19 protein-coding genes and 1 pseudogene are annotated in these 26,422 nt (G+C 62.6%); 8 read left to right on the top strand and 12 right to left on the bottom strand.

The window, feature by feature from the left end:
• Positions 1 to 431 precede the first annotated feature (431 nt).
• Complete coding sequence (rne, locus tag ACF8Q6_RS20410) at positions 432 to 3,686, top strand: ribonuclease E (RefSeq protein WP_392499382.1); 3,255 nt, start codon at positions 432 to 434, stop codon at positions 3,684 to 3,686.
• 267 nt (positions 3,687 to 3,953) lie between these two features.
• Here the strand turns inward: rne and murB are convergent, their stop codons facing one another.
• The 8 genes from murB to ACF8Q6_RS20370 all read right to left on the bottom strand — a co-directional run bounded on the left by murB (position 3,954) and on the right by ACF8Q6_RS20370 (position 10,862).
• Positions 3,954 to 4,973, bottom strand: coding sequence for a UDP-N-acetylmuramate dehydrogenase (gene murB / locus ACF8Q6_RS20405; RefSeq protein WP_392493730.1), 1,020 nt, complete (start codon positions 4,971 to 4,973; stop codon positions 3,954 to 3,956).
• Complete coding sequence (locus ACF8Q6_RS20400) at positions 4,970 to 5,434, bottom strand: low molecular weight protein-tyrosine-phosphatase (RefSeq protein WP_004575950.1); 465 nt, start codon at positions 5,432 to 5,434, stop codon at positions 4,970 to 4,972. The genes murB and ACF8Q6_RS20400 overlap by 4 nt, the downstream gene beginning before the upstream one ends.
• A complete protein-coding gene (gene kdsB, locus ACF8Q6_RS20395) occupies positions 5,434 to 6,198 on the bottom strand; it encodes a 3-deoxy-manno-octulosonate cytidylyltransferase (RefSeq protein ID WP_392493731.1) in 765 nt (254 codons plus the stop codon). Before kdsB ends, ACF8Q6_RS20400 begins: the two co-directional genes overlap by 1 nt.
• Positions 6,195 to 6,380 carry a Trm112 family protein gene (locus tag ACF8Q6_RS20390; RefSeq protein WP_003247142.1) on the bottom strand — a complete coding sequence of 62 codons (186 nt, stop codon included), beginning with the start codon at positions 6,378 to 6,380 and terminating at the stop codon, positions 6,195 to 6,197. Before ACF8Q6_RS20390 ends, kdsB begins: the two co-directional genes overlap by 4 nt.
• A 44-nt stretch (positions 6,381 to 6,424) precedes the next feature.
• Positions 6,425 to 7,426 carry a tetraacyldisaccharide 4'-kinase gene (gene lpxK, locus ACF8Q6_RS20385; RefSeq protein WP_392493732.1) on the bottom strand — a complete coding sequence of 334 codons (1,002 nt, stop codon included), beginning with the start codon at positions 7,424 to 7,426 and terminating at the stop codon, positions 6,425 to 6,427.
• A complete protein-coding gene (locus ACF8Q6_RS20380; RefSeq protein WP_014859651.1) occupies positions 7,426 to 7,860 on the bottom strand; it encodes a biopolymer transporter ExbD in 435 nt (144 codons plus the stop codon). The genes lpxK and ACF8Q6_RS20380 overlap by 1 nt, the downstream gene beginning before the upstream one ends.
• Positions 7,857 to 8,492, bottom strand: a complete 636-nt coding sequence (locus ACF8Q6_RS20375) for a MotA/TolQ/ExbB proton channel family protein (RefSeq protein ID WP_003247132.1) — start codon at positions 8,490 to 8,492, stop codon at positions 7,857 to 7,859. Before ACF8Q6_RS20375 ends, ACF8Q6_RS20380 begins: the two co-directional genes overlap by 4 nt.
• 135 nt (positions 8,493 to 8,627) lie before the next feature.
• Positions 8,628 to 10,862: a DNA internalization-related competence protein ComEC/Rec2 gene (locus tag ACF8Q6_RS20370; RefSeq protein ID WP_392493733.1), complete on the bottom strand. Its 2,235-nt coding sequence runs from the start codon at positions 10,860 to 10,862 to the stop codon at positions 8,628 to 8,630.
• Positions 10,863 to 11,004: 142 nt separating this feature from the next.
• Here ACF8Q6_RS20370 and ACF8Q6_RS20365 point away from each other — a divergent pair.
• A pseudogene (locus ACF8Q6_RS20365) lies at positions 11,005 to 11,511 on the top strand (DUF2062 domain-containing protein); the annotation flags it as partial.
• A gap of 9 nt (positions 11,512 to 11,520) precedes the next feature.
• Here the strand turns inward: ACF8Q6_RS20365 and ACF8Q6_RS20360 are convergent.
• The 3 genes from ACF8Q6_RS20360 to ACF8Q6_RS20350 all read right to left on the bottom strand — a co-directional run bounded on the left by ACF8Q6_RS20360 (position 11,521) and on the right by ACF8Q6_RS20350 (position 13,986).
• Positions 11,521 to 12,300, bottom strand: coding sequence for an ABC transporter permease (locus tag ACF8Q6_RS20360; RefSeq protein ID WP_003247128.1), 780 nt, complete (start codon positions 12,298 to 12,300; stop codon positions 11,521 to 11,523).
• Positions 12,297 to 13,229, bottom strand: a complete 933-nt coding sequence (locus ACF8Q6_RS20355; protein WP_012053305.1) for an ABC transporter ATP-binding protein — start codon at positions 13,227 to 13,229, stop codon at positions 12,297 to 12,299. The genes ACF8Q6_RS20360 and ACF8Q6_RS20355 overlap by 4 nt, the downstream gene beginning before the upstream one ends.
• 133 nt (positions 13,230 to 13,362) lie before the next feature.
• The gene (locus ACF8Q6_RS20350; RefSeq protein ID WP_003247126.1) at positions 13,363 to 13,986 is read right to left on the bottom strand and encodes a glutathione S-transferase; all 624 of its coding nucleotides are present in this window, start codon (positions 13,984 to 13,986) and stop codon (positions 13,363 to 13,365) included.
• A gap of 379 nt (positions 13,987 to 14,365) precedes the next feature.
• Here ACF8Q6_RS20350 and ACF8Q6_RS20345 point away from each other — a divergent pair, with 379 nt between their 5' ends.
• The 6 genes from ACF8Q6_RS20345 (at position 14,366) to ACF8Q6_RS20320 (ending at position 22,564) form a co-directional block, all read left to right on the top strand.
• On the top strand, positions 14,366 to 16,813 hold the full coding sequence (locus ACF8Q6_RS20345) for an acyl-CoA dehydrogenase (RefSeq protein WP_392493734.1): 2,448 nt from the start codon (positions 14,366 to 14,368) through the stop codon (positions 16,811 to 16,813).
• Positions 16,814 to 16,881: 68 nt separating this feature from the next.
• Entirely contained in the window at positions 16,882 to 17,292 is a 411-nt protein-coding gene (locus tag ACF8Q6_RS20340; protein ID WP_010952919.1) for a PA2817 family protein, read from the top strand.
• Positions 17,293 to 17,511: 219 nt separating this feature from the next.
• Positions 17,512 to 18,051 carry a fimbrial protein gene (locus ACF8Q6_RS20335; protein WP_392493735.1) on the top strand — a complete coding sequence of 180 codons (540 nt, stop codon included), beginning with the start codon at positions 17,512 to 17,514 and terminating at the stop codon, positions 18,049 to 18,051.
• An 80-nt stretch (positions 18,052 to 18,131) separates the two neighbouring features.
• Positions 18,132 to 18,884 (top strand): molecular chaperone, encoded by a 753-nt coding sequence (locus tag ACF8Q6_RS20330; protein WP_392493736.1) that lies wholly within the window; start codon positions 18,132 to 18,134, stop codon positions 18,882 to 18,884.
• Positions 18,885 to 18,917: 33 nt separating this feature from the next.
• Complete coding sequence (locus ACF8Q6_RS20325) at positions 18,918 to 21,413, top strand: fimbria/pilus outer membrane usher protein (RefSeq protein ID WP_392493737.1); 2,496 nt, start codon at positions 18,918 to 18,920, stop codon at positions 21,411 to 21,413.
• Between the two features lie 56 nt (positions 21,414 to 21,469).
• Positions 21,470 to 22,564: a fimbrial protein gene (locus ACF8Q6_RS20320; RefSeq protein ID WP_392493738.1), complete on the top strand. Its 1,095-nt coding sequence runs from the start codon at positions 21,470 to 21,472 to the stop codon at positions 22,562 to 22,564.
• Between the two features lie 49 nt (positions 22,565 to 22,613).
• Here the strand turns inward: ACF8Q6_RS20320 and ACF8Q6_RS20315 are convergent, their stop codons facing one another.
• Complete coding sequence (locus tag ACF8Q6_RS20315; RefSeq protein WP_392499375.1) at positions 22,614 to 26,372, bottom strand: RHS repeat domain-containing protein; 3,759 nt, start codon at positions 26,370 to 26,372, stop codon at positions 22,614 to 22,616.
• Between the last annotated feature and the right edge of the window lie 50 nt (positions 26,373 to 26,422).

Genomic DNA, 26,422 nt, shown 5'->3' with positions numbered 1-26,422 from the left:
ATGCAACCCGTTGCGGATTCAGCGCGCGGCAGCACCCGAATTATCAGGGATACGTGCAGGGTGGAGATGCACAGCCCTCGGACCGTGTAGCACCGCGTCCGGCCACCAGCCCACTGACGGCTGGTGAGCGGATAAGGTCCTGAACAGATGCCTTCCGGGCGTCCACGGCTGACGGTTGATTCCTCCTCCTGACTGAGTGCACAAGGCCCGCTTGGTTGATTCGGATACCTATTCGAAGCCACCGGGGCCTTGTTGGCACCGCAGCAAACAGGACGCGTCGTCGCGACAACGGCAGGCTGGGCAACCGGCTGGTGCCGAACGTCGCTCGACACGGGGGTGGCCCGGCCACCCTTTGCGCACCTTGGCACCGACCATGAGACGTCGTGTGTGCCGAACGCCGTTTCCGGCAGCCCGGAAACCGACGGTACAACATGAAAAGAATGCTGATTAACGCGACTCAACCCGAAGAGTTGCGTGTAGCCCTGGTGGACGGCCAACGTCTCTACGACCTGGACATCGAGTCCGGCGCGCGCGAGCAGAAAAAGGCCAACATCTACAAAGGCAAGATCACCCGCATCGAACCCAGCCTCGAAGCCGCCTTCGTCGACTTCGGTTCCGAACGTCACGGCTTCCTGCCGCTGAAAGAAATCTCCCGCGAGTACTTCAAGAAGGCCCCAGAAGGCCGGGTCAACATCAAGGAAGTGCTCAGCGAAGGCCAGGAAGTCATCGTTCAGGTCGAGAAGGAAGAGCGCGGCAACAAAGGCGCCGCCCTCACCACCTTCATCAGCCTGGCCGGCCGCTACCTGGTGCTGATGCCCAACAACCCGCGTGCCGGTGGCATCTCGCGCCGCATCGAAGGCGAAGAGCGCAACGAACTGCGCGAAGCCCTGAACGGCCTGACTGTACCGGGCGACATGGGCCTGATCGTGCGCACTGCCGGCCTTGGCCGCAGCAGCGAAGAAATGCAGTGGGACCTGGATTACCTGCTGCAGCTGTGGACCGCCATCAAGGAAGCGTCCCTGGACCGCGCCGCGCCATTCCTGATCTACCAGGAAAGCAACGTCATCATCCGCGCCATCCGCGACTACCTGCGCCAGGACATCGGCGAAGTGCTTATCGACAGCATCGACGCCCAGGAAGAAGCGCTGACCTTCATCCGCCAGGTGATGCCGCAGTACGCCAGCAAGGTCAAGCTGTACGAAGACAGCGTGCCGCTGTTCAACCGCTTCCAGATCGAAAGCCAGATCGAGACCGCCTTCCAGCGCGTGGTCGACCTGCCATCGGGTGGCTCGATCGTGATCGACCCGACCGAAGCCCTGGTGTCCATCGACATCAACTCGGCGCGCGCCACCAAAGGCAGCGACATCGAAGAAACCGCCCTGCAGACCAACCTGGAAGCGGCCGAGGAAATCGCCCGCCAGCTGCGCCTGCGTGACATCGGCGGCCTGATCGTCATCGACTTCATCGACATGACCCCGGCGAAGAACCAGCGCGCTGTTGAAGAGCGCGTGCGTGAATGCCTGGAAGCCGACCGCGCCCGCGTGCAGGTTGGCCGCATCTCGCGCTTCGGCCTGCTGGAAATGTCCCGTCAGCGCCTGCGCCCATCGCTGGGCGAAAGCAGCGGCATCGTCTGCCCACGCTGCTCCGGCACCGGCATCATCCGCGACGTCGAATCGCTGTCGCTGGCCATCCTGCGCCTGATCGAAGAAGAAGCCCTGAAGGACCGCACCGCCGAAGTACGTGCTCAAGTGCCGATCCCGGTAGCCGCTTTCCTGCTGAACGAAAAGCGTAACTCGATCACCAAGATCGAGCTGCGCACCCGTGCGCGCATCATCATCCTGCCGAACGACCACCTGGAGACCCCGCACTTCGAAGTCCAGCGCCTGCGCGACGACAACCCTGAAGTGCTGAACAACCAGTCCAGCTACGAAATCGCCGCCGCCGAAGCCGAAGAAGCGCCGCAACCGACCGCCACCCGCACCCTGGTACGCCAGGAAGCCGCAGTGAAGACGGCCCCGGCCCGCACCAACGCACCGGTACCGGCCGCCGCTGAAGAGCCCCAGGCTGCCGCGCCGGTCGCCCCTGCCCCGAGCGCTCCAGAGCCAAGCCTGTTCAAAGGCCTGGTGAAGTCGCTGGTGAGCCTGTTCGCCGGCAAGGACGAGCCTGCCGCCGCGCCAGTGGCTCCCGCCGCCGAAAAACCGGCTGCCGAGCGCAGCCCGCGCAACGAAGAACGCCGCAACGGCCGCCAGCAAAGCCGCAACCGCAACGGCCGCCGCGACGAAGAACGCAAACCGCGTGAAGAGCGTGCCGAGCGCGCACCGCGCGAGGAACGCGCCCCACGCGAAGAACGTGCACCGCGTGAGGAACGTGCCCCACGCGAAGAACGTGCGCCGCGTGAGGAACGCGCCCCGCGTGAAGAACGTACTCCGCGCCAGCCACGCGAAGACCGCCGTAGCAACCGCGGCGAAGAACGCGTTCGCGAGCTGCGCGAACCGCTGGACGTCACCCCGCCAGCCGAACGCGAAGAGCGCCAGCCGCGTGAAGAACGTGTAGCCCGCGAAGAGCGTGCTCCACGCGAAGAACGCGCACCTCGCGAAGAACGTGCTCCACGTGAAGAACGCGCACCGCGTGAAGAACGCGCACCGCGTGAAGAACGTGCTCCACGTGAAGAGCGCGCACCGCGTGAAGAACGTGCTCCACGTGAAGAACGCGCACCTCGGGAAGAACGCGCTCCACGCGAAGAACGCGCCCCGCGCCCACCACGCGAAGAGCGCCAACCACGCGCTGCCGAAGAAGCAACCGAGCAGGCTGCCGAACTGGCCGAAGAGCAACTGCCAGGCGAAGAGCTGCTGCAAGACGAGCAGGAAGGCACCGATGGCGAGCGCCCGCGCCGCCGCTCCCGTGGCCAGCGTCGTCGCAGCAACCGTCGTGAGCGTCAGCGCAATGCCAATGGCGAGCTGATCGACGGCAGTGAAGAAGAAGGCAGTGAAGAGCAGCCACAACAGCACCAGGCCACCGAGCTGGGTGCCGAACTGGCTGCCGGCCTTGCCGTGACAGCTGCTGTCGCCAGCAGCAACATCAGCTCCGACGCAGAAGCCCAGGCCAACCAGCAGGCCGAGCGTGCTACCGCCGAAGTCGCTGCCGTTGCAGAAACCGACAACAGCGAAGCCGCCCAACCGGTCGAGCAGGTCGAAGCAGCCACCAAAGCTGAAGAAGCGTCCGTGGCCCCAGCGGTCGAGCAGCCGGTCACCGAGCCAGTGGTCGCAGCCGAGGCAACTGCCGAGCCTGTGGTCGAAGTGGCCCCGCAGCCTGTCGCTGAAGATGCACCTGCTGTTGAGCCGGTCGTGGTTGCAGAAACCGCGGTCACTGAAACCCCGGCAGAAGCCCCAGCGGTAGAAGCCGGTGAAATCGAACAGGCCCCGGCCGTGGTCGAAGTCGCTCCAGTTGCCGTGCAGCCTGCCCCGGTTGTCGAAGCCCAGCCAGAAGTGGTGGCCGAGCCTGCACCTGCAGTGGTCGAACCTGCCACTGTCATGCTGGCCAACGGCCGTGCACCGAACGACCCACGTGAAGTGCGCCGCCGCAAGCGTGAGGCCGAGGCTGCTGCCAAAGCGGCACAGGAAGCTGCTGCAGCCTCCCAGGAACCAGCCTTGGAAACCGCCGATGAGCACAAACCTCATCACGGCTGATAACCAAAGCTGAATGAAAAAGCCCCGCCAGTGCGAACTGGCGGGGCTTTTTTTAGTTTGCCTGACGGGCCCTTTCGCGGGTAAACCCGCTCCTACAATGGCCTGTGTCCAACCCCCGATGTGTGTTCACCACCGATCAGCGTGTAGGAGCGGGTTTACCCGCGAATACGGTGGTGGTGGCAACGGTGAACAGCAGGTGGAAATTGGCCACCAGGCCCGGCCCTTTCGCGGGTAAACCCGCTCCTACGGGGGTTCACAGCCGGCAAATCAGTAAAGATTAGGCTCCATCTCCAGCTCAACCCCAAACCGCTCGAAGATATCCGCCTGAATCTTGCGCGCCAGCGCATGCATCTGCGCTCCGCTCGCCTGGCCATAGTTGACCAGCACCAGCGACTGCAAGCGATGCACGCCAGCATCACCCTCGCGATGGCCCTTCCAGCCCGCCTGCTCAATTAACCAGCCCGCCGCCAGTTTCACCTGACCATCAGCCTGTGGGTATGCCACGACACCGGGATACCGCGCACGAATACGCTCAACCAGATCAGCCGTTACCACCGGGTTCTTGAAGAAGCTCCCGGCATTGCCCAGCTCCGCCGGATCTGGCAGCTTCTCGCGGCGAATGCTGCAGATTGCATCACTGATCGCTTGCGCGGTCAGCTCGGTCACACCCCGCTCAGACAGGCGTTGACGCACTGGGCCGTAATCCAGATGAGCGTGCAGGGTGCGGGTCAAGGCAAAGCGCACACGCAGGATCAGCCAGCGACCGGGATTGCGCTTGAAAAGGCTGTCGCGATAGCCGAAAGCACATTCCGCCAAACTGAAGTCACGCAGCGCGCCCGTCTCACGGTCCAGGGCTGTCAGCCCGGCAAATACGTCCTTGATCTCCACCCCGTAAGCGCCCACGTTCTGCATTGGCGCAGCACCCACGGTGCCGGGGATCAGGCTGAGGTTCTCCAGCCCGCAATAGCCCTGCGCCAGCGTCCACTGCACAAACGCGTGCCACGGCTCACCGGCCTCGGCTTCGACCACGATACGCTCGCCATCGTCACTGAGCACACGCCGACCGCGGCTGGCCATGTGCAGCACCAGTGCATTGATATCGCGGGTCAGCAGCAGGTTGCTGCCACCCCCGATCACCAGTACCGGCAAGCCCCTTTGCTGTGCCTGGCCCAGCGCCTGACGCACCTGCTGGTCGTCCTGCACCTGGCTGAAATAGCGCGCCTTCACGTCGATGCCGAAGGTATTGTAAGGCTTGAGCGATACCTGCTCCTGCCACTGTACTGTCATAGACGCCCCTTGATTTCCAGTACCAGCGCCTGGCAAGCCGCTTCCACCAGATCCAGCACCTGCTCGAAGCCGTCGGCGCCACCGTAGTACGGGTCTGGCACTTCATCCAGGGCTGCACCGTAGCGGCGCAGGAACAGGTCGAGTTCGCCCACTGCCGTTGACGGGCGCAGGGCGCGCAGATCGCGCAGGTTGTGCTCATCCATGGCCAACACCAGGTCGTATTCGGCGAAGTGCGATGCCTTGACCTGTTGGGCACGTTGCTGCGACAGGTCGTAACCGCGCGCCAGCGCCGCCTTGCAGGTGCGGCTGTCTGGCGCCTTGCCGACATGCCAATCGCCGGTGCCGGCAGAAGCCACCTGCACCTTGTCAGCGAGCCCGGCGGCGTGCAATTGATGGCGCAGCACGCCTTCGGCGGTGGGCGAGCGGCAGATGTTGCCCAGGCACACGAACAGGACGCGCATCAGGCCTCCAGCAAGCGCCGTACGCGCTCCAGATCCTCAGGGGTGTCGACACCCACGGCAGGCGCCTCGATGGCGTCCTCGATGTGAATGCGTACACCGTGCCACAGGGCACGCAGCTGCTCCAGCGCTTCAGCCTGCTCGAGCCAGCATGGGCCCCAGCTGACGAAGTCGTGCAGGAAGCCGACACGGTAGGCGTACATGCCAATATGACGGCGATAGGGTACCCCTTCCGGCAGCACGTCGCGGGCCTTGGCAAAGGTATCGCGGGCCCAGGGCAGCGGCGCTCGGCTGAACGTCAGGGCCAGGCCGTTCTTGTCACTCACCACCTTGACCGCGTTCGGGTTGAACACGGTTTCCGGCTCATGGATCGGCTCGGCCAGGGTGGCGATACCGGCTTCCGGATGCGCAGCCAGGTTGGCCGCCACCTGGTCGATGATCACCGGTGGGATCAGCGGTTCGTCGCCCTGCACGTTGACCACGATGGCGTCAGCCGGCAAGCCGAGGTACGCGGCCACTTCGGCCAGGCGGTCAGTGCCCGATTCATGATCGGCACGGGTCATCAGCACTTCGGCGCCGAAGGCCTGGCAGGCTTCAAAGATGCTGGTGTCGTCGGTGGCGATGACCACACGGCTTGCACCGCTCTTGCGGGCCTGCTCCCACACATGTTGCACCATCGGCTTGCCGGCAATCAGCAGCAGCGGTTTGCCTGGCAGGCGGGTGGAGCGCAGCCGGGCGGGGATCACTACCGTAAATTCCAGGCTCATTTGTCAAGACGCTCGTCGTCGGTCAGGGTGCGTGCCTCGCTTTCCAGCATGACCGGGATACCGTCGCGAATCGGGTAGGCCAGGCCAGCGCCTTTGCTGATCAGCTCGGTCTTGTCGGCGCTCAGCTTGAGTGGCCCCTTGGTGATCGGGCAGGCCAGGATATCGAGCAGTTTGGTGTCCATTGGAGGCTTCCTTTAGGCCAGGTGGCCGGAAATTGAAAACGGGCTCAGGGTTTGCGCAACAAGCGTTGCAGCTGGTTGTCGAACCAGGCGTTGAAAGCCGGCGTAGGCTGCGCTTCGACGGCCAGGTACCACCAGTCGTCAGCGGCAAAGGCCCGGCATTTCACCGCGTCCTTCTCGGTCATGACCAGCGGCAGTGGCGGGCTGAAAGCCAGGCTCCGGGCACTGAACTGCGCATGGTCGGCGAAGGGATGCGGCACCGGCTGCCAGTTTAGCCCCAGCAGGGTGTTGAAGAAACGTTGCGGGTTGCCGATACCGGCCACCGCATGCAGGCGCTGGCCGGCGGGGAAATGGTCGAGCGCACGGCGCTCGCCAGTGCGCACGTTGACCAGGGCCGACGGCTGCAGGCGGAAACCAAAACCCTCGGTGCGGTCTTCGCTGGCGCCGTTGAACAGCACCGCGTCAGCCTCACGCAAGCGGTCGGCCGGCTCACGCAACGGCCCCGCCGGCAGGCAGCGGCCATTGCCCAGGCCGCGGGCAGCGTCGATCAGCACCAGTTCCAGGTCACGGGCCAGGCGGTAATGTTGCATACCGTCGTCGCACAGGATCAGGTCGAGGGGTTCGCTGGCCAGCAATGCCTGCACGGCACGGGAGCGATCCGGGTCGATCATCAGTGGCACGCCGGTGCGTTGCACGATCAGCAGCGGTTCGTCGCCCGCCTCATCGGCCGGTTGATCGGCCTGCACCCGCCAGGGCAGCCGTGGAGGCCTGGCACCATAACCGCGGCTGACTACGCCCACCTTCAGCCCTTGCTGGCGACAGTGTTCGATCAACCAGAGAATCATCGGCGTCTTGCCGGTGCCACCGACGGTGATGTTGCCCACCACAATGACCGGTACCGGTGCCCGGTAGCTGGCACTGTCCCCCCTTAGAAAACGTGCCCGCTTGCGCGTGACCACGCGGCGATACAAGGCCTCCAGCGGACGCAGCAGCGCCAGCGCCGGATGCCCGGCGTACCAGGCAGCGAGCAAGCGGTCGGCGAAAGCCATCAAGGCGTGCCCTGGGCCGCCTCGACGGTGGTCATGCGCAACTGGCTGAAACCGAGCTTGCCGGCAGCATCCATTGCGGTGACCACAGCCTGGTGCGGGGTCTTGCCGTCGGCGCTGATGGCCAGCGGCAGCGTGTTGTCGCCGCCCGACTCGCGCGCTATGGCCTCGCTCAGGGTGGCCAGGTCGCTTTTGGGCAGCAGGTGGTTGTTCACCGAATACACGCCTTCGGCGCTGATGGTGATTTCCACCAGCTTGCCCGGGTCGGCCGGCGCCGGCTCGGCGCTGGTGGCTTCGGGCAACTCGACGCGCAGTTGCGTTTCGCGGGTGAAGGTGGTGGTAACCACGAAGAACAGCAGCAGGACGAACACCACGTCGATCAGCGACGCCAGGTTGATGTCGACGTTCTCCCGCTGGCGATTGCGCCGGAACTTCACGCCTTGCCTCCGGCCACTTCCACTTCACGGTCGCCCTGGATCACTTCCACCAGCTTGATCGCCTCCTGCTCCATGCCGACCACCAGCTCATCGATGCGGCGCAGCAGGAAGCGGTGGAAGAACACCGCCGGGATACCGACCATCAGGCCTGCCGCAGTGGTGACCAGGGCCTTGGAGATACCACCGGCCAGCACGGCGGCGTTGGCAGTCATCTGCGAGCCCATGAAGGCGCTGAAAATGTCGATCATGCCCAGCACGGTGCCCAGCAGGCCCAGCAGAGGCGCCATGGCGGCAATGGTGCCGAGGGTGCTGATGTAGCGTTCCAGTTCGTGGATGACGCGCGAGGCGGCCTCCTCGATGCACTCTTTCATGATTTCGCGACCATGGCGCGAGTTGGCGAGGCCCGCTGCCAGGATTTCGCCCAGTGGCGAATCGGCCCGCAGCGCCTTGAGCTTGTCACTGGTCAGTTGCTTGTCCTTGATCCACATCCACACCTGGCCCAGCAGGTGGGGCGGGGTGACGCGGCTGGCACGCAGGGTCCACAGGCGCTCGACGACGATAGCCATGGCAACGATGGAACTCAGAATGATCGGCAGCATCATCCAACCACCGGACTTGACCAATTCCCACACAGTAAACGCCCCTTCGGAAAAAGGCCGCCACTCTACCATAGGCGCGCCGAGGGCTCATCTGCCGGAGGTCAGGGAATTAGCCTGTCGGGCTACCGGGTCGGCCCTCTGGGCCGTGCAGTACCTGTGGCAGCGGCTTTACCCGCGAAAGGGCCAGATCAGCCCCCCCACATCACGCCAGAATCGCCGCTGTCGGCGCACACCCTCAACCTCCCCATGCCGCCCCAGCACCAACCGCAATGCCCCCTCCACCGCCGTATCATGCATCACCACCCCATGCCGCTTATACCGCTCGACCACCTGCACGTGCGGGTGCCCGAAGCTGTTGTTGCGCCCCCGCGAAATCAATACCCCGCGCGGTGCGGTAGCCCGGACGAACGCCTCGGTGGACGAACTGCGGCTGCCATGATGCGGCGCCTGCAGCCAGTCGATACGCGGCACTTCAGTGTCCGCCAGCCAGGCCCGTTCGGCAGCAGCTTCCATATCCCCCGCCAGCAGCAAGCGCTCGCCCTGCGCCTCGACCAACAGCACACAGGAACGGTCATTACTGCTCTGCCCGTCCACCCAGCGCCACAACGAAAAACGCACGCCATCCCAGTCCCATTGCTCGCCACTGGCACAAGGCTGCAACGGAACATCAACCAGCGCTTCCCCACCGATTATCCGCTTGATCGGCAAACCACGCGCAATGGCCACGGCCCCGCCCGCATGATCGGCATGCGCATGGCTGATCACCATCACATCAAGGCCGCCCACCCCCAGCTTGCGCAAGGTTGGCAGCACCACGCGTTCCCCCAAGTCGCTTTCCCCCCTGGCCGGCCCGGCATCGTAGAGCAGGCTGTGATGCCGCGTGCGCAATAGCACCGCCAGCCCCTGGCCGACATCCAGCTGCCAGACCTCGATTTGGCCGAACGGCACCGGCTCCCTGGGTACCCACAGCGCCAGCAGCATCACCCCTCCCAACCCGCGCAGCGGCACACCACGAGGCAGCAAAAGCAACAGCGCACCCAGACATACCAGCAGCCAGGCCCACCACGGCAGGGCCGGCGGCACCCATGCCGGGCGCTGCTTCGCCACCAGCGCCAGCCCGCGGAACAGCACATCCAGCAGGCCACCTGCCAGCCAGAGCAACGCCTCGCCAACGCCCGCCAGCGGCAACATCAGCGTGCCCAACAACGCCAACGGCAAGACCGCCAGGCTGACCCACGGCACCGCCACAAGGTTGGCCAGCGGCGCACTGAGGCTCACCGGCAAGCCGGTGGCCAGCAACACCGGCAGCAAGCCGACAGCGATCACCCATTGCGCTCGTGTCCAGGCCTGCCAGGGCCGCCAACCACCCAACCGGGCACTGAAGCAGTAGATGAGCGTGGCCACGGCGGCGAACGACAGCCAGAACCCAGGCAGCAACGCCGCCAGTGGCTCGAAGACAAGCACAGCGACCAGTGCAACCAGCAACGGAAAAAAAGCGCCAAGGTGGCGAAAGCGCAGACGCCAGAGCAGCACCACGGCCAGCATCAGGCAGGCACGCTGCACTGGCACCCCACCGCCAGCCAGCCAGCCGTAGGCCAGCGCTGCGGCCATGGCCAGCCCGCAGGCCCAGGGTAACCACGGTAGCCTTGCCGGCCATAGCCCCCAACGCGCCAGCCCGGCGACCAGGCCATAGAGCAAACCGGCGACCAGGCCGATGTGCTGGCCGGAAATCACCAGCAGGTGCACCGTGCCGGTGGCCTGCAACGTCTGCCAGTCCTGCCGGGCCATGCCCGCACCATCGCCAAGCACCAGTGCCACCAGCGCTGCCTGTCGGCCATTGGCTTCGACCATCAGCAAACGCTGACGCAGCGCATCGCGCCAACCACCGGCGACTGGCGCCAGCAACTGCCCCGCCTTGACCGTACCCGTAGCCCCCACCCGTCGCGCCAGCAACTGCGCTTCCCGGTCAGGCCCGTGCGGGTTCAGCAGCCCGGCCGGGCGCTGCAAGGTCACCGCCAGCCGCCACTGCTCGCCCGCCCGCAGCGGCGGCCCATCGAACCAGCTCAGTTGCAAACGCTGAGGCAGTTCGGCCCGCCGCGAGCGTGGCGCTTCCAGCTCGAAACGCACGCCTTGTGCAGTGCGGGCCGGCAAACCCGCCACCCGCCCCTCCAGCCATAAGGTGCGCCCCTCCAGGCCAGCAGCCAGACGATCATCAAGGGCCTGCTGAGCAGACCCGCACGCCCAACACAAGCCCAGCAGAAACCAACCCAACGGCCAGACGCGGGTAAACAGGCTGCCGACAGCGCAGGCTGCCAGGGTTATCAACCATCCGACCGATGGCAATGCGGGCAGAAAGCCCAGGCACAACAGCCCGAGCGCGAGCGCAAACATCCCTGTGCGCATGAGGTAGAGCTCCAGAAGGCGAGTCACCTCCTGAGGCATAGCTCAATTGCCGGCATCGCTTGCTCAACAATTGTCACAAACTCTAAACGAGGCGGAGCAGGATTAAGGGCATACTGCCAGGGTCAACGCTCCGGGAGCCTACATGCCGCGCCGACTTTTCAAACGCTACATGCCGGACCCGACCAGCATTCGGGAACACAAGTCCTTACGCTTTTTCGGCAAATTGCTGCACGACCCCAACCTCTGGCACCTGAACCGCCATTCGGTGGCCAGAGCCATGGGTGTGGGCCTGTTCGCGGCGCTTATTCCCATCCCAATGCAGATGCTGCTGGCGGCGGCCCTGGCGATCCCGGTGCGCGGCAACCTGCCGGTCGCCGTCAGCCTGGTGTGGCTGACCAACCCGTTGACCATGCCGCCGGTGTTCTTCGTCACCTACATGACCGGTGCCTGGCTGATGCAGGTACCGCCGCGCACCCTGCCCGACGAGCTGACCTTCCAGTGGATCACCGACCAGCTGTCGACGCTGTGGCAACCCTTCCTGCTCGGCTCGGTGGTGTGCGGCGTGGTGCTGGGCATCCTTGCCTACTTCTCCACCATGTTCTACTGGCGCTGGTGGGTGGGCCGGCAGTGGCGTCGTCGCCAATGCCGGTGCAAGGCTTCAGGCCCGCATACCACGGCCGCTGACCAGCAAGCGAACGCAAACAACGTAGAGCACCGCAGTGGCCACCAGCATGAAGGTGATCGCCGTGCCAATGCTGATATCCGACACCCCTAGAATGCCGTAGCGGAACGAGTTGACCATGTGCAGCACCGGGTTGGCCAACGACACGGTCTGCCAGAACGGCGGCAGCAGGTTGATCGAGTAGAACACCCCGCCCAGGTAGGTCAGCGGCGTCAGCACAAAGGTCGGGATGATCGAGATATCGTCGAAGTTGCGCGCGAACACTGCGTTGACGAAGCCAAGCAGCGAAAAGATGGTGGCCGTCAGCAGCACCACCACCACGGTCACGCCCAGGTGGTGCACCTGCAGGTCGGTGAAGAACATCGACAGGATGGTCACGATCACCCCCACCGCCAAACCACGCAGCACCCCACCCAGCACATAGCCGACGAGAATGGTGTGCGGTGACACCGGCGACACCATCAGCTCTTCGATCGAGCGCTGAAACTTGCTGCCGAAAAAGCTCGACACCACGTTGCCGTAGGAGTTGGTGATCACCGACATCATGATCAGCCCCGGCACGATGTACTGCATGTAGGTGAAGCCACCCATGTCGCCGATCTGCCGGCCAATCAGGTTACCGAAGATGACGAAGTACAGGACCATGGTGATCGCTGGTGGCAGCAACGTCTGCGGCCAGATGCGCAGGAAGCGCCGCACTTCGCGGTAGACGATGGTGTTCAGGGCGACCCAGTTGGTGCGCAGTTCCACACTCATACGGCCACCTTCGACAGGTTTTTTTCCACCAGGGACACGAACAGCTCCTCAAGTCGGTTGGTCTTGTTGCGCAGGCTCTGTACCTCGATGTTCTGTAGCGCCAGCTGGCCGAACAGCGCGGTGATGCCGATGTCCTTCTCCACCTGCACTTCGAGGGTATGCGGGGTCAGCAGCCGGCACGGGTAGCCCTGCAGTACCGGCGTCGTGGCCAGGTCCTGCTTGAGGTCGAGCACGAAGGTTTCGACATGCAGCTTGCCCAGCAACTGGCGCATGCTGGTGTTCTCGACGATGGTGCCATGGTCGATGATGCCGATGTTACGGCACAGCTGTTCAGCCTCTTCCAGGTAGTGGGTGGTGAGGATGATGGTGATGCCCTTCTGGTTCAGCTCGGTGAGGAAGCTCCACATCGAGCGGCGCAGCTCGATATCCACCCCGGCGGTGGGTTCGTCCAGGATCAGCAGACGCGGTTCGTGGATCAATGCACGGGCAATCATCAGACGCCGCTTCATGCCGCCGGACAACGAACGCGACTGCACATCACGTTTGTCCCACAGGCCCAGCTGGGTGAGGTACTGCTCGGCGCGCTCCTTGGCCAGCTTGGGCGGGATGCCGTAGTACCCGGCCTGGGTCACGACGATGTCGAAGGTCTTCTCGAACTGGTTGAAGTTGAACTCTTGCGGCACCACGCCCAGGCAACGCTTGAGCGCGGAGGGCTCGCGATCCAGGTCGTGACCGAACACGCTCACTGTGCCGCTGGTCTTGTTCACCAGGGTCGAGAGAATGCCGATGGTGGTGGATTTGCCGGCGCCGTTGGGGCCGAGCAAGGCGAAGAAGTCGCCTTCGGCAACATCGAGGTCGATGCCTTTGAGGGCCTGAAAGCCATTGCCGTAGGTCTTGGTCAGCTGTCGGATGGACAGGGCGGAACTCATAGCGGGTCACTTACCGAAGAAAAAGGTGCAGGACACGCCAGGTAAAGTCACTGGCGCAGTGAGTGCAGCCATGGTGCAAGGCCAGGCTGCACAAGTACAGTCACATCTATTGATAATGACTATCGAAGCGGGTTCAAGTGAGCGCGGTCATCACTGCGGCCTGGTAGGCCGGGCGTTGTTTGAGGCGCTCATACCAGGCTTGAAGGTGGTACATGTCCGGGCGTTCGATGGGCAGTTCGAACCAGGCATAGATGAAGCTACCCAGTGGGATGTCGCCCATGCCGATCTGGTCACCGGACAGGTACGGCTGATTGGCCAGGGTTTCGTCGGCAATGGCCAGTAATTGCGCGCACTGCTTGTGCGCGGCGTTGATCGCCACCCAGTCGCGCTGGTCTTCCGGCGTGCGCAGCAGGCCCCAGAACAGCGGGCGGAAGGGTGCGGCGAAGGACGATGTGGTCCAGTCCATCCATTTGTCGGCCAGGGCGCGCTGCCGTGGGTCTGCCAGATACCAGCCCTGCTCCGTGCCGTACTCCGCGCACAGGTAGCGAACGATGGTGTTGGATTCCCACAAAGTCAGGTCGCCGTCTTCCAGCATCGGCACCAGGCCGTTGGGGTTGCGGGCGCGGTAGTGCGGCTCGTTGACCACGCCGAAGGCGCCGCCGGCGTCGATGGATTCGAAGTCCAGGCCCAGCTCGTGGGCGATCCACAGCGCCTTGCGCACATTGCTCGAATTCTTGCGGCCCCAGATCTTCAGCATGGCAACATCCTTTTGAGTGCGGAGGTGGCACAGTCTACTCCAGACCTTCGCCGCCTGTACGGGCCTCTTCGCGGGCAAGCCCGCTCCCACAGGCTCACCACCGTCTTCACGTCACCGGTATTCCTGCGTGGGTTTTACCCACACATAGGCCGAGCCTGCCAGCCATTCACCATCGCGGCCGCCCCCGCATTCGCCAATCGCTGCCATCGCCACCTTCCGCTGTAGGAGCGGGTTCACCCGCGAATAGGCCGGTACAGGCGAACAAATGAACTGAAACTCCCACCGCCACACCCTGTCACTGTTCTGAACATGCCGTTCACAGCATTGCGTCTAAGCTGTCTGGGACGGCTCAAGCCCTTGGTTCCAAGGAGGACCGATTATGTTGCTGTTGTGGTTGGTGGTGCTGGTGATCGGCGCGGCGTACCTCACGCACCGGCGCCTGGCGCCCTTGCAGATTCTCGGCATCCTGGCGGCCTATGTGCTGTTGATGGGCATTTTCAGCAGTGCCCCCGGCTGGCTGCTGGCCCTGATCTGGGTGGTGCTGGCCCTGAAGATCGCCCTGGTTGCGCTGCCGCAGTGGCGACGCAAAGTCTTTACCGCCCCTGTATTCCGCTGGTTCCAGCGCACCCTGCCGCCCATGTCCCAGACCGAGCGCGAAGCCATCGACGCCGGCACCGTGTGGTGGGACGGCGAACTGTTCAGTGGCCGCCCCGACTGGCGCACCTTGCTGGCCTACCCGGCACCGAAACTGACCGAAGAAGAACAGGCCTTCATCGATGGCCCGACCGAAGCACTGTGCGCCATGGTCAGCGACTGGCAGATCGGCCAGGACCTGGACCTGCCGTCCGAAGCCTGGGCACATATCAAGCAGCATGGCTTTTTCGCCCTGATCATCCCCAAGGAATACGGCGGCAAGGGCTTCTCCGCCTACGCCCACTCCCAGGTGGCGATGAAACTGGCCACCCGCAGCGGTGATCTGGCCTCCACGGTGATGGTGCCCAACTCCCTCGGCCCTGCCGAACTGCTGCTGCACTACGGCACCGACGAACAACGCAACCACTACCTGCCGCGCCTGGCCCGAGGCGAGGAAATCCCCTGCTTCGCCCTCACCGGCCCTCTGGCCGGCTCCGACGCTGGCGCCATGCCCGACACCGGGATCATCTGCAAAGGCCAGTGGCAAGGCGAAGAAGTCATCGGCCTGCGCCTGAACTGGGAAAAACGCTACATCACCCTCGGCCCGGTCGCCACCCTGCTGGGCCTGGCGTTCAAGGCTTACGACCCGGACCATCTGTTGGGCGATGAGGAAGAACTGGGCATCAGCCTGGCGCTTATCCCCACCGACACACCGGGTGTGGAAATCGGCAGACGTCACCTGCCGCTGGGCGCTGCCTTCATGAACGGCCCCAACAGCGGCAAGGACGTGTTCGTCCCGCTGGACTTTCTCATTGGCGGCCAAGCCATGCTCGGCAAAGGCTGGATGATGCTGATGAACTGCCTGTCGGTGGGCCGCTCCATCTCACTGCCTGCCGTGGGTACAGGGGCTGCCAAGTACACCAGCCTGGTCACCGGCCAGTACGCCAATATCCGCGAGCAATTCAACGTGCCACTGGCTGCCTTCGAAGGTATCCAGGAGTCGCTGGCACGTATTGGCGGCAACGCCTGGCTGATGGACAGTGCCCGCCTGCTGACCGCCAAGGCGGTGGACCTGGGCGAAAAGCCCTCGGTGCTGTCGGCGATCCTCAAGTACCACCTGACCGAGCGTGGCCGCGAATGCATCCAGCACGCCATGGACGTGCACGGTGGCAAGGGCATCATCATGGGCCCGAACAACTACCTGGGCCGCAACTGGCAAGGTGCGCCGATCTTCATCACGGTCGAAGGTGCCAACATCCTTTCGCGCAACCTGATGATCTTCGGCCAGGGCGCCATTCGCTGCCATCCGTTCGTGCTCAAGGAAATGGCATTGGCCGGGCGTGAAGACCACGATCAGGCGCTTCAGGAATTCGATGACCTGCTGATGAAACACATCCTGTTCGCCGCCGGCAATGCGGCCAGCACCCTGGTCTACGGCCTGGGGCTGGGTCGCTTTGAGCGGGTGCCGGGCGATGCCCTGAGCCAAGGCTACTTCCGCGCCCTGAACCGCCAGGCGGCGGCGTTTGCCATGATGGCCGACCTTTCGATGCTGCTGCTGGGTGGGGCGCTCAAGCGCCGCGAGCGCCTCAGCGCCCGGCTTGGCGATGTGCTGAGCTACCTGTACCTCGCCAGCGCCGCCCTGAAGCGCTATCACGATCAGGGCTCGCCCGAATACCTGCAGCCGCTGCTGCGCTGGGCCATGGAAGAAAGCCTGGGCCAGACGGAGCGTGCGCTGGACCGCCTGCTCGACAATTTCCCCAACCGCTTCGTCGGCTGCGCGCTGCGGGTACTGGTATTCCCCTTCGGCCGCCGCCATAAGGGCCCCGGTGATGAACTGGATGCCGAGGTGGCCGAGCTGATCGGCCGGCGCAAGGGCGATCCGGCACTGGAGGAACTGCTGGCCGGCTGCTACCGCCCGCAGGCACAACACGACCCGGTCGCGGATCTGCAACGGGCCAGTGACCTGCTCGAAGACACGGCACAGTTGAGCAAGGCCCTGTACCAAGCCGTCAAGGAAGGCAAAGTCCAGCCAGCCCCCGGCCAGTCCGGTATCGACGCCGCCGTCGAGGCAGGCGTGCTGCAACCCGGCGAGGGCCAGCGGCTGCACGAGGCCGAACAGGCTCGGCGCAAGGTGATCGATGTCGATGCCTTCGACAAGGCGCAGTTGCTCGCCGAACCGGGCAAGGTGCGCTGACCCTTCGCGAGAAACGGGGGGCGGCGTATACTCCGCCCCCCGTTTCAGCCATACCGAGGACCCATTCCATGGCCAACCCCTACCTGGAATATCACCTGCAACTGCTTCAGCACCTGCGCACCATTCTGGTGGCGCTGGGTGAAGCAGAGCAGGTGCCAGAAGAAAGCCACGCCCTGTTCCTCGAACGCTTCGACGAACTGCTGACGCTATTGCCGCAGGATCCGCTTGAGAGCCAGTACCTGGGCCAGGACCTGATGTGTCAGGTGATCCAGCGTTACCCACAGATCGCTCATCTGGTGCCGCGTGACTTGCTGTGGTTCTTCGCTGGCGATTGCCTGCACTTCATGCCAGACGAGGAGCTGGCGCTTTATCAGCAGCTTGAAGAGCGTCGCCACGAAGCCGAGTTGAACGCAGAGCCATTCGACTGGAACCTGGAAAAGCAACTGCTGAGCCAGAGTGGCCCAAGCAGTACCCATTAACCTGATTTCAGGTGCCTTGGTAACGCCAGGGCACCTGTGGAAGCCTACCCCTCAAGATCTTGTAACAAAGCGAAAAATCGCAAAGTTATCCGGCTTACTCCTACAGCCCGATAAATCTCATGACAAATAGAATCAGCGCCGGGGCGAAAACGGGAAACGGGAAAGACCCAGCCCACCCCCGCACTGAAACTTGACCCATTTACCCAATCAGGTTATGTCATGAAGAAGTCCTTAGTACTATCCCTCGGCCTGCTTACTGGCCTGGCAAGCAATGCTGCTTTCGCTTCCGGCTCGATATTCTTTGAAGGCCGCATCACGCCCGAAACGTGCCCTATCGAGATCGTCAATCCCGGTGACGGCAATGTCAGTGACCGCGTCGCCATGGGCGAAATTCCCATGGGGCGATTCCCCGGTGCCAACGTTGAAGTCCGTGGCGCATCTTTTGACATCCGCGTACCCGACAAAACAGTCTGTGGCATCAGCGAAGACAATGCCTTCGTGAAGTTTGACGGTGCCGCTGATGCCAGCGGCGACTATTTCAGCATTGGCAACAGTGACGGCACGGCACAAAACATCTCGATTGTGATCAGGGATAAGTCCAAGGCCTCGATCAAACCCAGTGGAACCTCGGTTGATTACCCACTCAACGCGACAGGCCCAACCGACCTACGGTTCGATGCCTACTACCGTTCCACTGCCAGCTCCGTGACGCACGGCCTTGCATCCGCCCAAATTCGTTACACCGTCGCCTATCAATAATTACGCATAAATTCTGTGCAGTCCTTGCACGGTTAAACCATCCAGGCGTAGTTGTGCGTCTGGATGCAGCGAGTTACCCGATGACCAATCCGTCAATATTCACGATACCCGCCCGCGTCGTGGCTTGCGCCTGCCTGACCTTATGGATGCTTACCCTTTCGGTAAGCAGTCATGCCGCCTTGACATTAAATAACACGCGCCTCGTTTTCAACGGTGACAAACGCAGTACATCCGTCGTTATTCGAAACCCATCGAAAAGCATTTATGCCGTGCAGGCCTGGATAAATACGGAGGCCGACGACAATACGACCAGCGTACCCTTTGCAACGTCCCCACCGCTGTTCAAGATCAACCCGAACAGTGAACAACTTCTAAAGATAATTGGACTGCCCAATACACTGCCGCACGACCGCGAGTCGCTGTTCTTCTTCAACGTGCAGGAGATTCCGCAAGTCAGCAGCGACACGGGCAATCAACTCAACATCGCCTTGCGCACACGCATCAAATTGTTCTATCGGCCGCACACACTCAAGGGTACGCCGACCGATCACCTGAACTCGCTGACATTTTCCTTGAGCGTACGTAACGGGGTGGAGCAGTTGGTGGTCAAGAACCCATCACCTTTCCACATCACCTTCAACCGCCTGGAGGTGAATGGCCAAGGCCAGCAACACACCTTGAAAAACACCGCCATGCTGGAACCCTTTGGCGAAAAAGCCTACCCGCTGACCGGCATCACTCGCGCCTCCAGCCTGCAGGCCCGTTTTTCCATCGTCAATGACTACGGTGGCTTCACCGAACCGCTGAGCGCGCCTATTCAACTGGCCAACTAGGGCCTGCCTCGCACGCAAACAGGAATCGTCATCATGGTCCTCCCCCCACTACGCTGGCGCATTATGCGCCGCCAGCGCAGCGCATTGCTGTGCCTGCTGGGTAGCTCCACCTTGCTCTCAGCGCCCTATTCCCAGGCAGACTCCGGGTTCCAGAGCGGCTTCCTGCGCCAGGTGCCTGGCCAACCGCAAGCAGCGAGTGCCTGGTCGCTGAGCATGTTGACCAGCGATCAGGGTCTCGCGCCTGGCCGCTACCGGGTAGAGGTACAGGTCAATCTTGAACCTGCCGGCCAGCATGAGCTGGACTTCCAGCCAGGCCCGGATGGCGAGCTGCAGCCTTGCCTGCCAGCCAGGCTGCTTGGCGAATGGGGAATGCGCCTGGACGCACTGGCCAATCCAGAGGATCAGGCGAGTGCCTGCCTGGACTTGCTGGCCGTCGTTCCTGGTGCACAAATCGTCTTCACCCCTGCGGAGCTGCACCTGGCCATCTCGATTCCGCAGATCGCCATGCGCCGGAACACCGCTAACCAGGTCGACCCTTCCCGCTGGGACAGTGGTATCAATGCCGCTTTCATCAACTATCAGGCCTCCACCCTGAACGGCCGCAATCGCTCCTCTGGCCGTTACACCAGCAACGACCTGTACCTGAACAGCGGTATCAACCTGGGCGAATGGCGCCTGCGCAGTACTCAGTCCTGGCGCCAGTACAGCCAGGGCAAGACTGAATGGACCCGGGCACAGACCTACGCACAGCGCGATATACCGGGTACCCTCGCCAATCTGACGATCGGCGAAACCTTCACGGACAGGGACGTGTTCCGTTCGGTGCCGATATCAGGCGTGCGCGTGGCCTCGGACATGGGCATGCTGGCCGACAACCAGCGCGGTTATGCCCCGATCATTCGCGGCGTGGCCCAGAGCCGGGCGAAAGTCGAGATCTGGCAGCATGGTTATCCGATCTACTCGACGTACGTCAGCGCCGGCCCCTACGCCATCGACGACCTGAGTACCGCAGGCAGCGGCGAGCTGGAAGTCGTCGTGACCGAGGCCGATGGCCAGGTCCGCCGCTTCATCCAGCCGTACTCGACCATGAGCAATCTGCTGCGCCCAGGCGTATGGCGTTACAGTGCCACGGTCGGGCGCTACAACCCCTCCAGCGACCTCGAGACCCCTCTGCTCTGGCAAGGCACGCTGGCCGTAGGCTCCTACTGGGACACCACGGTTTACGGCGGCTTGATGGCCAGCGAATTCTACCGCGCGGGCAACCTGGGGTTTAGCAAGGACCTGGGCCACTTGGGCGCAGTGGCCTTCGATGTAACGCAGGCGTCCAGCGCAATCGACAATGCCCATGAGCGCGAGGTGCAGGGTTCCAGTTACGCCCTCAAGTATGCCAAGGCCTTCACCACCCAAACCAACCTGCGCTTTGCCGGATATCGCTATTCGACCCAAGGCTACCGTGACTTCGATGAAGTGGTGCGCCAGCGCAGCCAAGACACTACGTTCAGCGGCAGTCGCCGCAGCCGCCTGGAGGCCTCGGTCCACCAGAGCCTGGGCAGGACCAGCTCGCTGACCCTGACGCTGTCGCAACAGGACTACTGGCGCAGCAATGCCATCCAACGGCAATACCAGTTCAACTTCAATACCCATCATCGGGGTGTAGGCTACAACCTGTTCGCCTCACAATCGTTGACCGACCGTTACGGCAGTGATCGTCAGTTCGGCCTGAGCGTGACGGTACCCTTGCATTTCGGTCACCGCGCCAATGCGACCTTCGACCTGCAGCACAATGCCAACGGCTACAGCCAGCGTGCCACGCTCAGCGGCAGTGACAGCGCGCGCGCGCTGAGCTACAGCACCAGCCTGAGCCGTGACGAACACGCCCGCAAAACAGCGGCACTGTCACTCGGCCATCAGGCGCCCTATGCCAGCGTGAGTGCTGGCTATACCGAAGCCGACAACTACCGCAGCCTGTCATTGAATGCCAGTGGCGCGGTGCTGCTGCATGCTGACGGGCTGGAGTTCGGCCGATACCTGGGAGATACCGCGGCCTTGATCGAAGTCCCTGGCGTGGCCAATGTGGGCCTGCAAAACGCAACGGGTACGCGCACCAATTCACGCGGTTATGCCCTTTTGCCCTACCTGCAACCGTACCGGACCAATTCGGTCGTCCTGGAAACCGACCGTCTCGATCCTGATGTGGAAATCGACAACGGCATCGCCCAGGTAGTGCCTCGCCAGGGTGCAGTGGTCAAGCACCGCTTCGAGGCACGCCGCGTTTCACGCCTTGTACTGACCCTGCACGATACCCAGGGTCAACCGCTGCCCTTTGGGGCCCAGGTGCTGGCCGAGAACGGTACCCGACTCGGCATGGTCGGGCAGGCGGGCCTGGTAATGCTCACCAACCCCAGCCGGGAGCAACCGCTGCAGGTGAGTTGGGGCGAACAGCCCAACGCCGGCTGCCAGGTGCATCTCGATGAACTGGACGCTCCCGTCGTCGACGGCTATCGCCAGCAAACCCTGACCTGTATCTAGCAACCTTCACGCGGTGCCGCCTCACCCACGGCCGTACCGCGTCTTTCAGGACCCCCATGAAAAACATCAACAAGACCCTTTTCCAGGCGCTGCTCGCCACCCTGGCATGGCCGGCTGCAAACGCCATGGCCATGCCGGTAGACCAGACCCGCTGCGAGTTCCAACAGCTGGCCAGCGCAAACCTCAAGGTCCATGTCCGCGACCTGAACACCCTTTATGTGCCACGCGATGCGCGGATCGGCACAACGATCGGCACCCCAGAGCTGTTCGAAGCCACTCTCGACCAGAACAACCTTGCCCTCCTGTGCCGGACCTACGGCGAGCGGATAAATTTCAACTTCCAGGCGGCCCGCGGGGTACATCCTCCCCTGCCTGCGGTTGATGGGCGCTTCCTCGACGCCCCCGTCCTCAGGACCAACATTCCAGGCATCGGAGCGATCGTAGAGTTGCTGCACCCCTTTCTCGGTGGCACCGACCAGTTCATCCCCGACAGCAGGCCACCCAGGGTGCCGTTCACGGCCTATTACGAGCAGACCCAGTTGGGCCCGGCCACGCTAGCCACGTTCAGGCACAAGATCACGCTGGTCAAGACCGGCGATCTGCCGCCCGGCGAGCATCAGTTGGATGGCTTACTGGTGACCGGCCATCTGGACTGGGGAGGCTTTGGCAAAGTTCTGGAATACACCCTCAGGGCAATGGTCATCCAGACCCAGTGCGATGCTTCAGCAGACGTCAGTGCCAACCCGGTGGACCTTGGCGAATGGAGCGTCAACGACTTCACCGGCCCAGGCTTCACCACGCCCCCTGCAGCATTCCAGGTCCGTTTGAGCAACTGCCAGGTGGACCCTGACCCGGGTAACGAAACCCTCGCTACCATCGAACTCGATGGCATCAATGGTTCTCGACCGATTGGCCCTGCGGATGAAAACGTGTTCAGCCTGACCGACGACTCCGCAGCCGGTGGCATAGGTATTCAGATGCTGTACAACGGGGTATCGATGCCCCTGAACAAAGAGATCGACCTGGTACCCCTGACGAGCGATGACGTGCCTTTGAATTTTCAGGCCCGCTTCTTCCAGACAGAACCCAACAGCAACCTGCGCCCGGGCTTGGCCAAGGGCGCCTTGAACTTCACCATTCGCTACCGCTGAATGCGACGAGGCCGGTCCCTATACCGGCCTCGTCGCCCCCCCGGTGCCCTTAGCCAGGGGCCGTGCCGGACAGAATGTTCTCTGGGTCATAGTTGTAGCGACAGCGTTCACCGTCAGGGGTCTCGACCCTGAGCAAACGGTTGAGCCCGTCATACGTCAGTACCCGCCCCTGCTCATCCCTGGTCAGGTTGCCATTGCAGTCGTAACGCAAATCGATAGCCAGCTGCGGATCGTATTTGACGATCTTGAACAACTCCTCCAGGTCGTGATCGACGTCATAGTTCTCCAGTAGCGCTTCAGGTGGAATGATCCGGCTCATTTGTGCCGGATCGCTATTCTTGAATTCGTACAAGGTCCGCTGCCACGACCCGTCCGGGCGGTAGGTGATCACCGAGAGGATGTTGTCCAGGCCATCGAAGCCGAATATCTGCCTGGCAATGGTTTGACCGGAGGGGTCCACGGGCGCTTCAGGGCCCTCACAGGTGTATATCTGCAGCCGCCCGCGCCGATCGTACTGGTAAGTCTCATGCCGCAACAGCGTGGCCTGGCTTTCGTCGCTGCCCTTCGGGCGCTCTTTCAGAATGCGGGACTTCAAACAATCGAACTCATCATAGTCCTGTGCCAACGTTTGCACGGTGTCACCAAAATCGAAGGTCCGCAGGATCTCCCTGTCGAATTCATCGTACTCGAGCAGAGTTGCCAAAGCATGCCCGGTGCTGGCATCGGTGGTGGTAATGGACGCCATGCGTCCTTGGGGGTCATACCCGAACGTCGACTCCAGCAGCAGCACTTGCCTGGCTGGCGCACGCTGCAGCCGGTAGCGAGTCCTTTTGGGCTCAGGCGCGTGCAGCGTGGTTTTTTCCAGGCGCCCGACATCGTCGAAATCGTAGAGCTGTGTCTGCCCCAGCACATCCACATAGGCACGCAAGCGACTGCGAAAACTGTAGTCGTAGGTCATGCTGAACGCTTCACCATCCACCGTTCGCGACTCGCGCTTGACCTCGCCGTTGCTCAGAAAATGGCTACGGTCCAATGTGTAACCGGAATTCTCGTCATCCCCGGGTTCTTCGCAATGGGTAAGCCTGGCATTTTTCAGGTCATACTGGTATTTCGCTTCCTTGCCGGAGAGGACCCGAAGAACGGGCTCTTCACCCAACGCTGGCCGGTACTGGTACTCGATCCGGGTACCATCCGGCGCCTCCACCCAATGCGGTTGCCGCTCACCTGGGTCATATTCGAATGTCTGCTCTCGCCCTCCGGTTTTGGCCACGGTTCGCCGCTCAAGGCCATCGAACACCTGTTCGCCCAACAACACGGCGGCACTTTCGGTATTCCCCACCTTGATGCTGACCGGCAGGTCATTGCGACTGTGCCCGGCATAGGTGCGATAGACCGTATTGACTCGATCTGCCAGCCGTTCCTCGCGGACACGGTCGAAAGCGTCGTAACGATACTCAACCACACGCTGGCCTGTACCGCTTCCTTGAGCTTCCCTGCTCAGCCGGCCAAGCCCATCATAGTCATTGACCTGCAAGCTGATACTGGTGCTTCCATCCAGGGCAAATCGCTCGATCCGCACCGGCTTCTCGAACAGGTTGTACCACGTCTCGGTGATGCCGCTGACCCGTGAGTGCTCCACCTCACGCCAGGCGCGATGCACCGGACCGTCCTTGCTCGCCACCTGGTCGATTTCCTCGACTTGAGTCGTGCGATCCGGATTCAGGACAGCGTACCTCTGGCCCCAGTCGTCGTAACTGATGTGGCTGGTCAATTCCAGCAAACCATCACCCAGCCAGTCGATTTCGGTTTCCTCGACCAGCTGGTCCAGTTCGTCGTAACGTGCGCGGTAGATAGGCCGCAAAGCACCAGCATACGTCGCGCTGTCCTTGTCTGCGCGTTCTTCGAAGATGGGTCGGCTGAGCCCGTCGAGCAGCGTGTGCGTCTCGACTTGCTTCACGTCATAGGCCCATTGCTGGGCCTGCTCGTTGTCGTATGCGCAGAGGAAGTACTGGTAATTGCGCTCCGCCTCGAATGGCTTGCCTGGCGCCACGACCTCGCGTGTTACCCGACGCAAGGCGTCGTAGTAGTATCGGATTTCGACACCGTTGTCGTCGAGGTTGAGCAGCGGCTCGCCCGTGTCCAGGGCATGTCGCAAGGTGATGGTCTTGGACTCACCGTCAACACCCACCAGCTTTTCCACCGTCTGCAGTGCACGCTCATCGTCCGGCAGGGAGTAGCCATAATGGGTCAGGGTGTCGAACGGGCTGCCCCCATCAACACCGGGGTAACTGACGGTTTGCTGCCTGACTCGCCCATAGCTGAAGCGCTCGGCCGAATCCTCCTGGTAAAGCTTGCTGATTTTTTCCAGGAACGTACCAGGCGCGCTACCTGATTCGCTCAGGGTCTCGCTTTCCAGCAAGCGCCAGGGCTGCTTCAGGTAGCTACCCAACGGGGTCAGCGCCCGGTACTGGTACGCCTGGGTCAAGGTGGCCGCCGCCCCGTGTCCTGTCGCTGCGGGTTGCACGGTCCGGGTCTTCAGGTTGCGCACGAAACCATGCTCATCACCCTCCTCCTCAGCCGAGTACCAGACATTGGTTTCCAGTACCTGATTCGGCAAAAGGCGAGTCAACACGTTGCCGTGGCTATCATAGCGGGTGACTCGCTTCTCTTCTCGCTGCCGGGAGGGGTTGCTGATCAGCGACCAACGCTGGGTTTCGTCATGGGGCAGCTGGAAATAAGGCTCCTGGCTCTCGAAGTTGCCAGCCTTGTCAGCGTAACGGGTGAAGGCTTGCAACAGCTTGTCACCCTGAGCGGTGGCTTGCTCGGTGAGCAAATGGAAGCGGTTGAATGTACGCGTGATCGTACGCGCCGGCTGAGTCCGCACTTCCTGTATCTGAATCGACTTGTAGGTATAGTCCTCCGGCACCTCATAGAGGTTGTCCAGGCCCTCATCAGACCACGGGATGCTGCTGCCACCGCCGATGAAGTTGTGCGTGCCGGGGTATTCATACCGCACCACTTTCGCCGCCTGACCAAAGCGTGGATCGATTTCATGGCGGGTGACCCTGGGCAGATTGTTGTCACGTGCTGCGCTGCGTGGGAACTCATGCCCGGCGTCATCGTAGAACACGCGCTCCACCCCACCATAGGGTGTTGTGCACTCACGTACGCACAAGTACCCCAACACGTCCTCATAAGTGAAGCGCCAGCGGGCCTGATTGGCCGTGGGTAGGATGATCTCACTGACCCGGTTGTCGCTTTCGCGCAACGTCATCGCATACCGGGCCAGCGGGCCACCATCATCACCACCGGAAGGGTAGCAAAGCAGTTCGACACGGCTGTTGTCGCTGCGATGCAGCCTCAGCAGCACGTCACTTTCATCCTGGACCTCGCTCAAGCGCATGTGACCCTTGTCGAAGGGCAGGTAACTCAGGTGCAACCTGTGCCCCAGCGGTGAATGCAGCTCCACGGGCAAGGCGACCTCGCCCTCTTCCGAGCCCATCACTTGCAACACCTCAACCAACCCTGAGCGGTGCTCCACGCGAAAACGTGCGGCACCATCAGGCCCAGGGGGATCCTCATACAGATCGAACTGCCGCAGCTTCTGTTCTTTCATTTCCAGTCGCCCGGTAACCGATGACTTACCGGTAATCCTGTACGCTTCACCACTGCTCAATGTCACGATGTGCTTGCGTACTTGTGTCAGTTGCAGGTTCCAGCCCTTGCCGAATCCAGAATCCTCGCCATTCAAAGGGCTGTAGAACAACGCCAGTTCGAAACCTGGGCCTTGCAAATCATTGCCTTGCAATTCGGGCAGCCTGATCGACACAGTGTATTGCCCGGTGCGAGGATCAACGC

Source organism: Pseudomonas sp. GLN_2, assembly GCF_043106005.1.
GTDB classification, from domain to species: Bacteria; Pseudomonadota; Gammaproteobacteria; order Pseudomonadales; family Pseudomonadaceae; genus Aquipseudomonas; species Aquipseudomonas alloputida.
This window is presented reverse-complemented; position numbering and strand designations above follow the sequence as displayed.

Coding starts and splice junctions, on each gene's coding strand:
- ACF8Q6_RS20340 (WP_010952919.1), top strand. CDS start 16,882: ATGGCCAACCCCTACCTGGAATATCACCTGCAACTGCTTCAGCACCTG.
- rne (WP_392499382.1), top strand. CDS start 432: ATGAAAAGAATGCTGATTAACGCGACTCAACCCGAAGAGTTGCGTGTA.
- ACF8Q6_RS20360 (WP_003247128.1), bottom strand. CDS start 12,300: ATGAGTGTGGAACTGCGCACCAACTGGGTCGCCCTGAACACCATCGTC.
- ACF8Q6_RS20335 (WP_392493735.1), top strand. CDS start 17,512: ATGAAGAAGTCCTTAGTACTATCCCTCGGCCTGCTTACTGGCCTGGCA.
- lpxK (WP_392493732.1), bottom strand. CDS start 7,426: ATGGCTTTCGCCGACCGCTTGCTCGCTGCCTGGTACGCCGGGCATCCG.
- ACF8Q6_RS20330 (WP_392493736.1), top strand. CDS start 18,132: ATGACCAATCCGTCAATATTCACGATACCCGCCCGCGTCGTGGCTTGC.
- kdsB (WP_392493731.1), bottom strand. CDS start 6,198: ATGAGCCTGGAATTTACGGTAGTGATCCCCGCCCGGCTGCGCTCCACC.
- murB (WP_392493730.1), bottom strand. CDS start 4,973: ATGACAGTACAGTGGCAGGAGCAGGTATCGCTCAAGCCTTACAATACC.
- ACF8Q6_RS20355 (WP_012053305.1), bottom strand. CDS start 13,229: ATGAGTTCCGCCCTGTCCATCCGACAGCTGACCAAGACCTACGGCAAT.
- ACF8Q6_RS20370 (WP_392493733.1), bottom strand. CDS start 10,862: ATGCGCACAGGGATGTTTGCGCTCGCGCTCGGGCTGTTGTGCCTGGGC.
- ACF8Q6_RS20390 (WP_003247142.1), bottom strand. CDS start 6,380: ATGGACACCAAACTGCTCGATATCCTGGCCTGCCCGATCACCAAGGGG.
- ACF8Q6_RS20345 (WP_392493734.1), top strand. CDS start 14,366: ATGTTGCTGTTGTGGTTGGTGGTGCTGGTGATCGGCGCGGCGTACCTC.
- ACF8Q6_RS20320 (WP_392493738.1), top strand. CDS start 21,470: ATGAAAAACATCAACAAGACCCTTTTCCAGGCGCTGCTCGCCACCCTG.
- ACF8Q6_RS20350 (WP_003247126.1), bottom strand. CDS start 13,986: ATGCTGAAGATCTGGGGCCGCAAGAATTCGAGCAATGTGCGCAAGGCG.
- ACF8Q6_RS20325 (WP_392493737.1), top strand. CDS start 18,918: ATGGTCCTCCCCCCACTACGCTGGCGCATTATGCGCCGCCAGCGCAGC.
- ACF8Q6_RS20400 (WP_004575950.1), bottom strand. CDS start 5,434: ATGCGCGTCCTGTTCGTGTGCCTGGGCAACATCTGCCGCTCGCCCACC.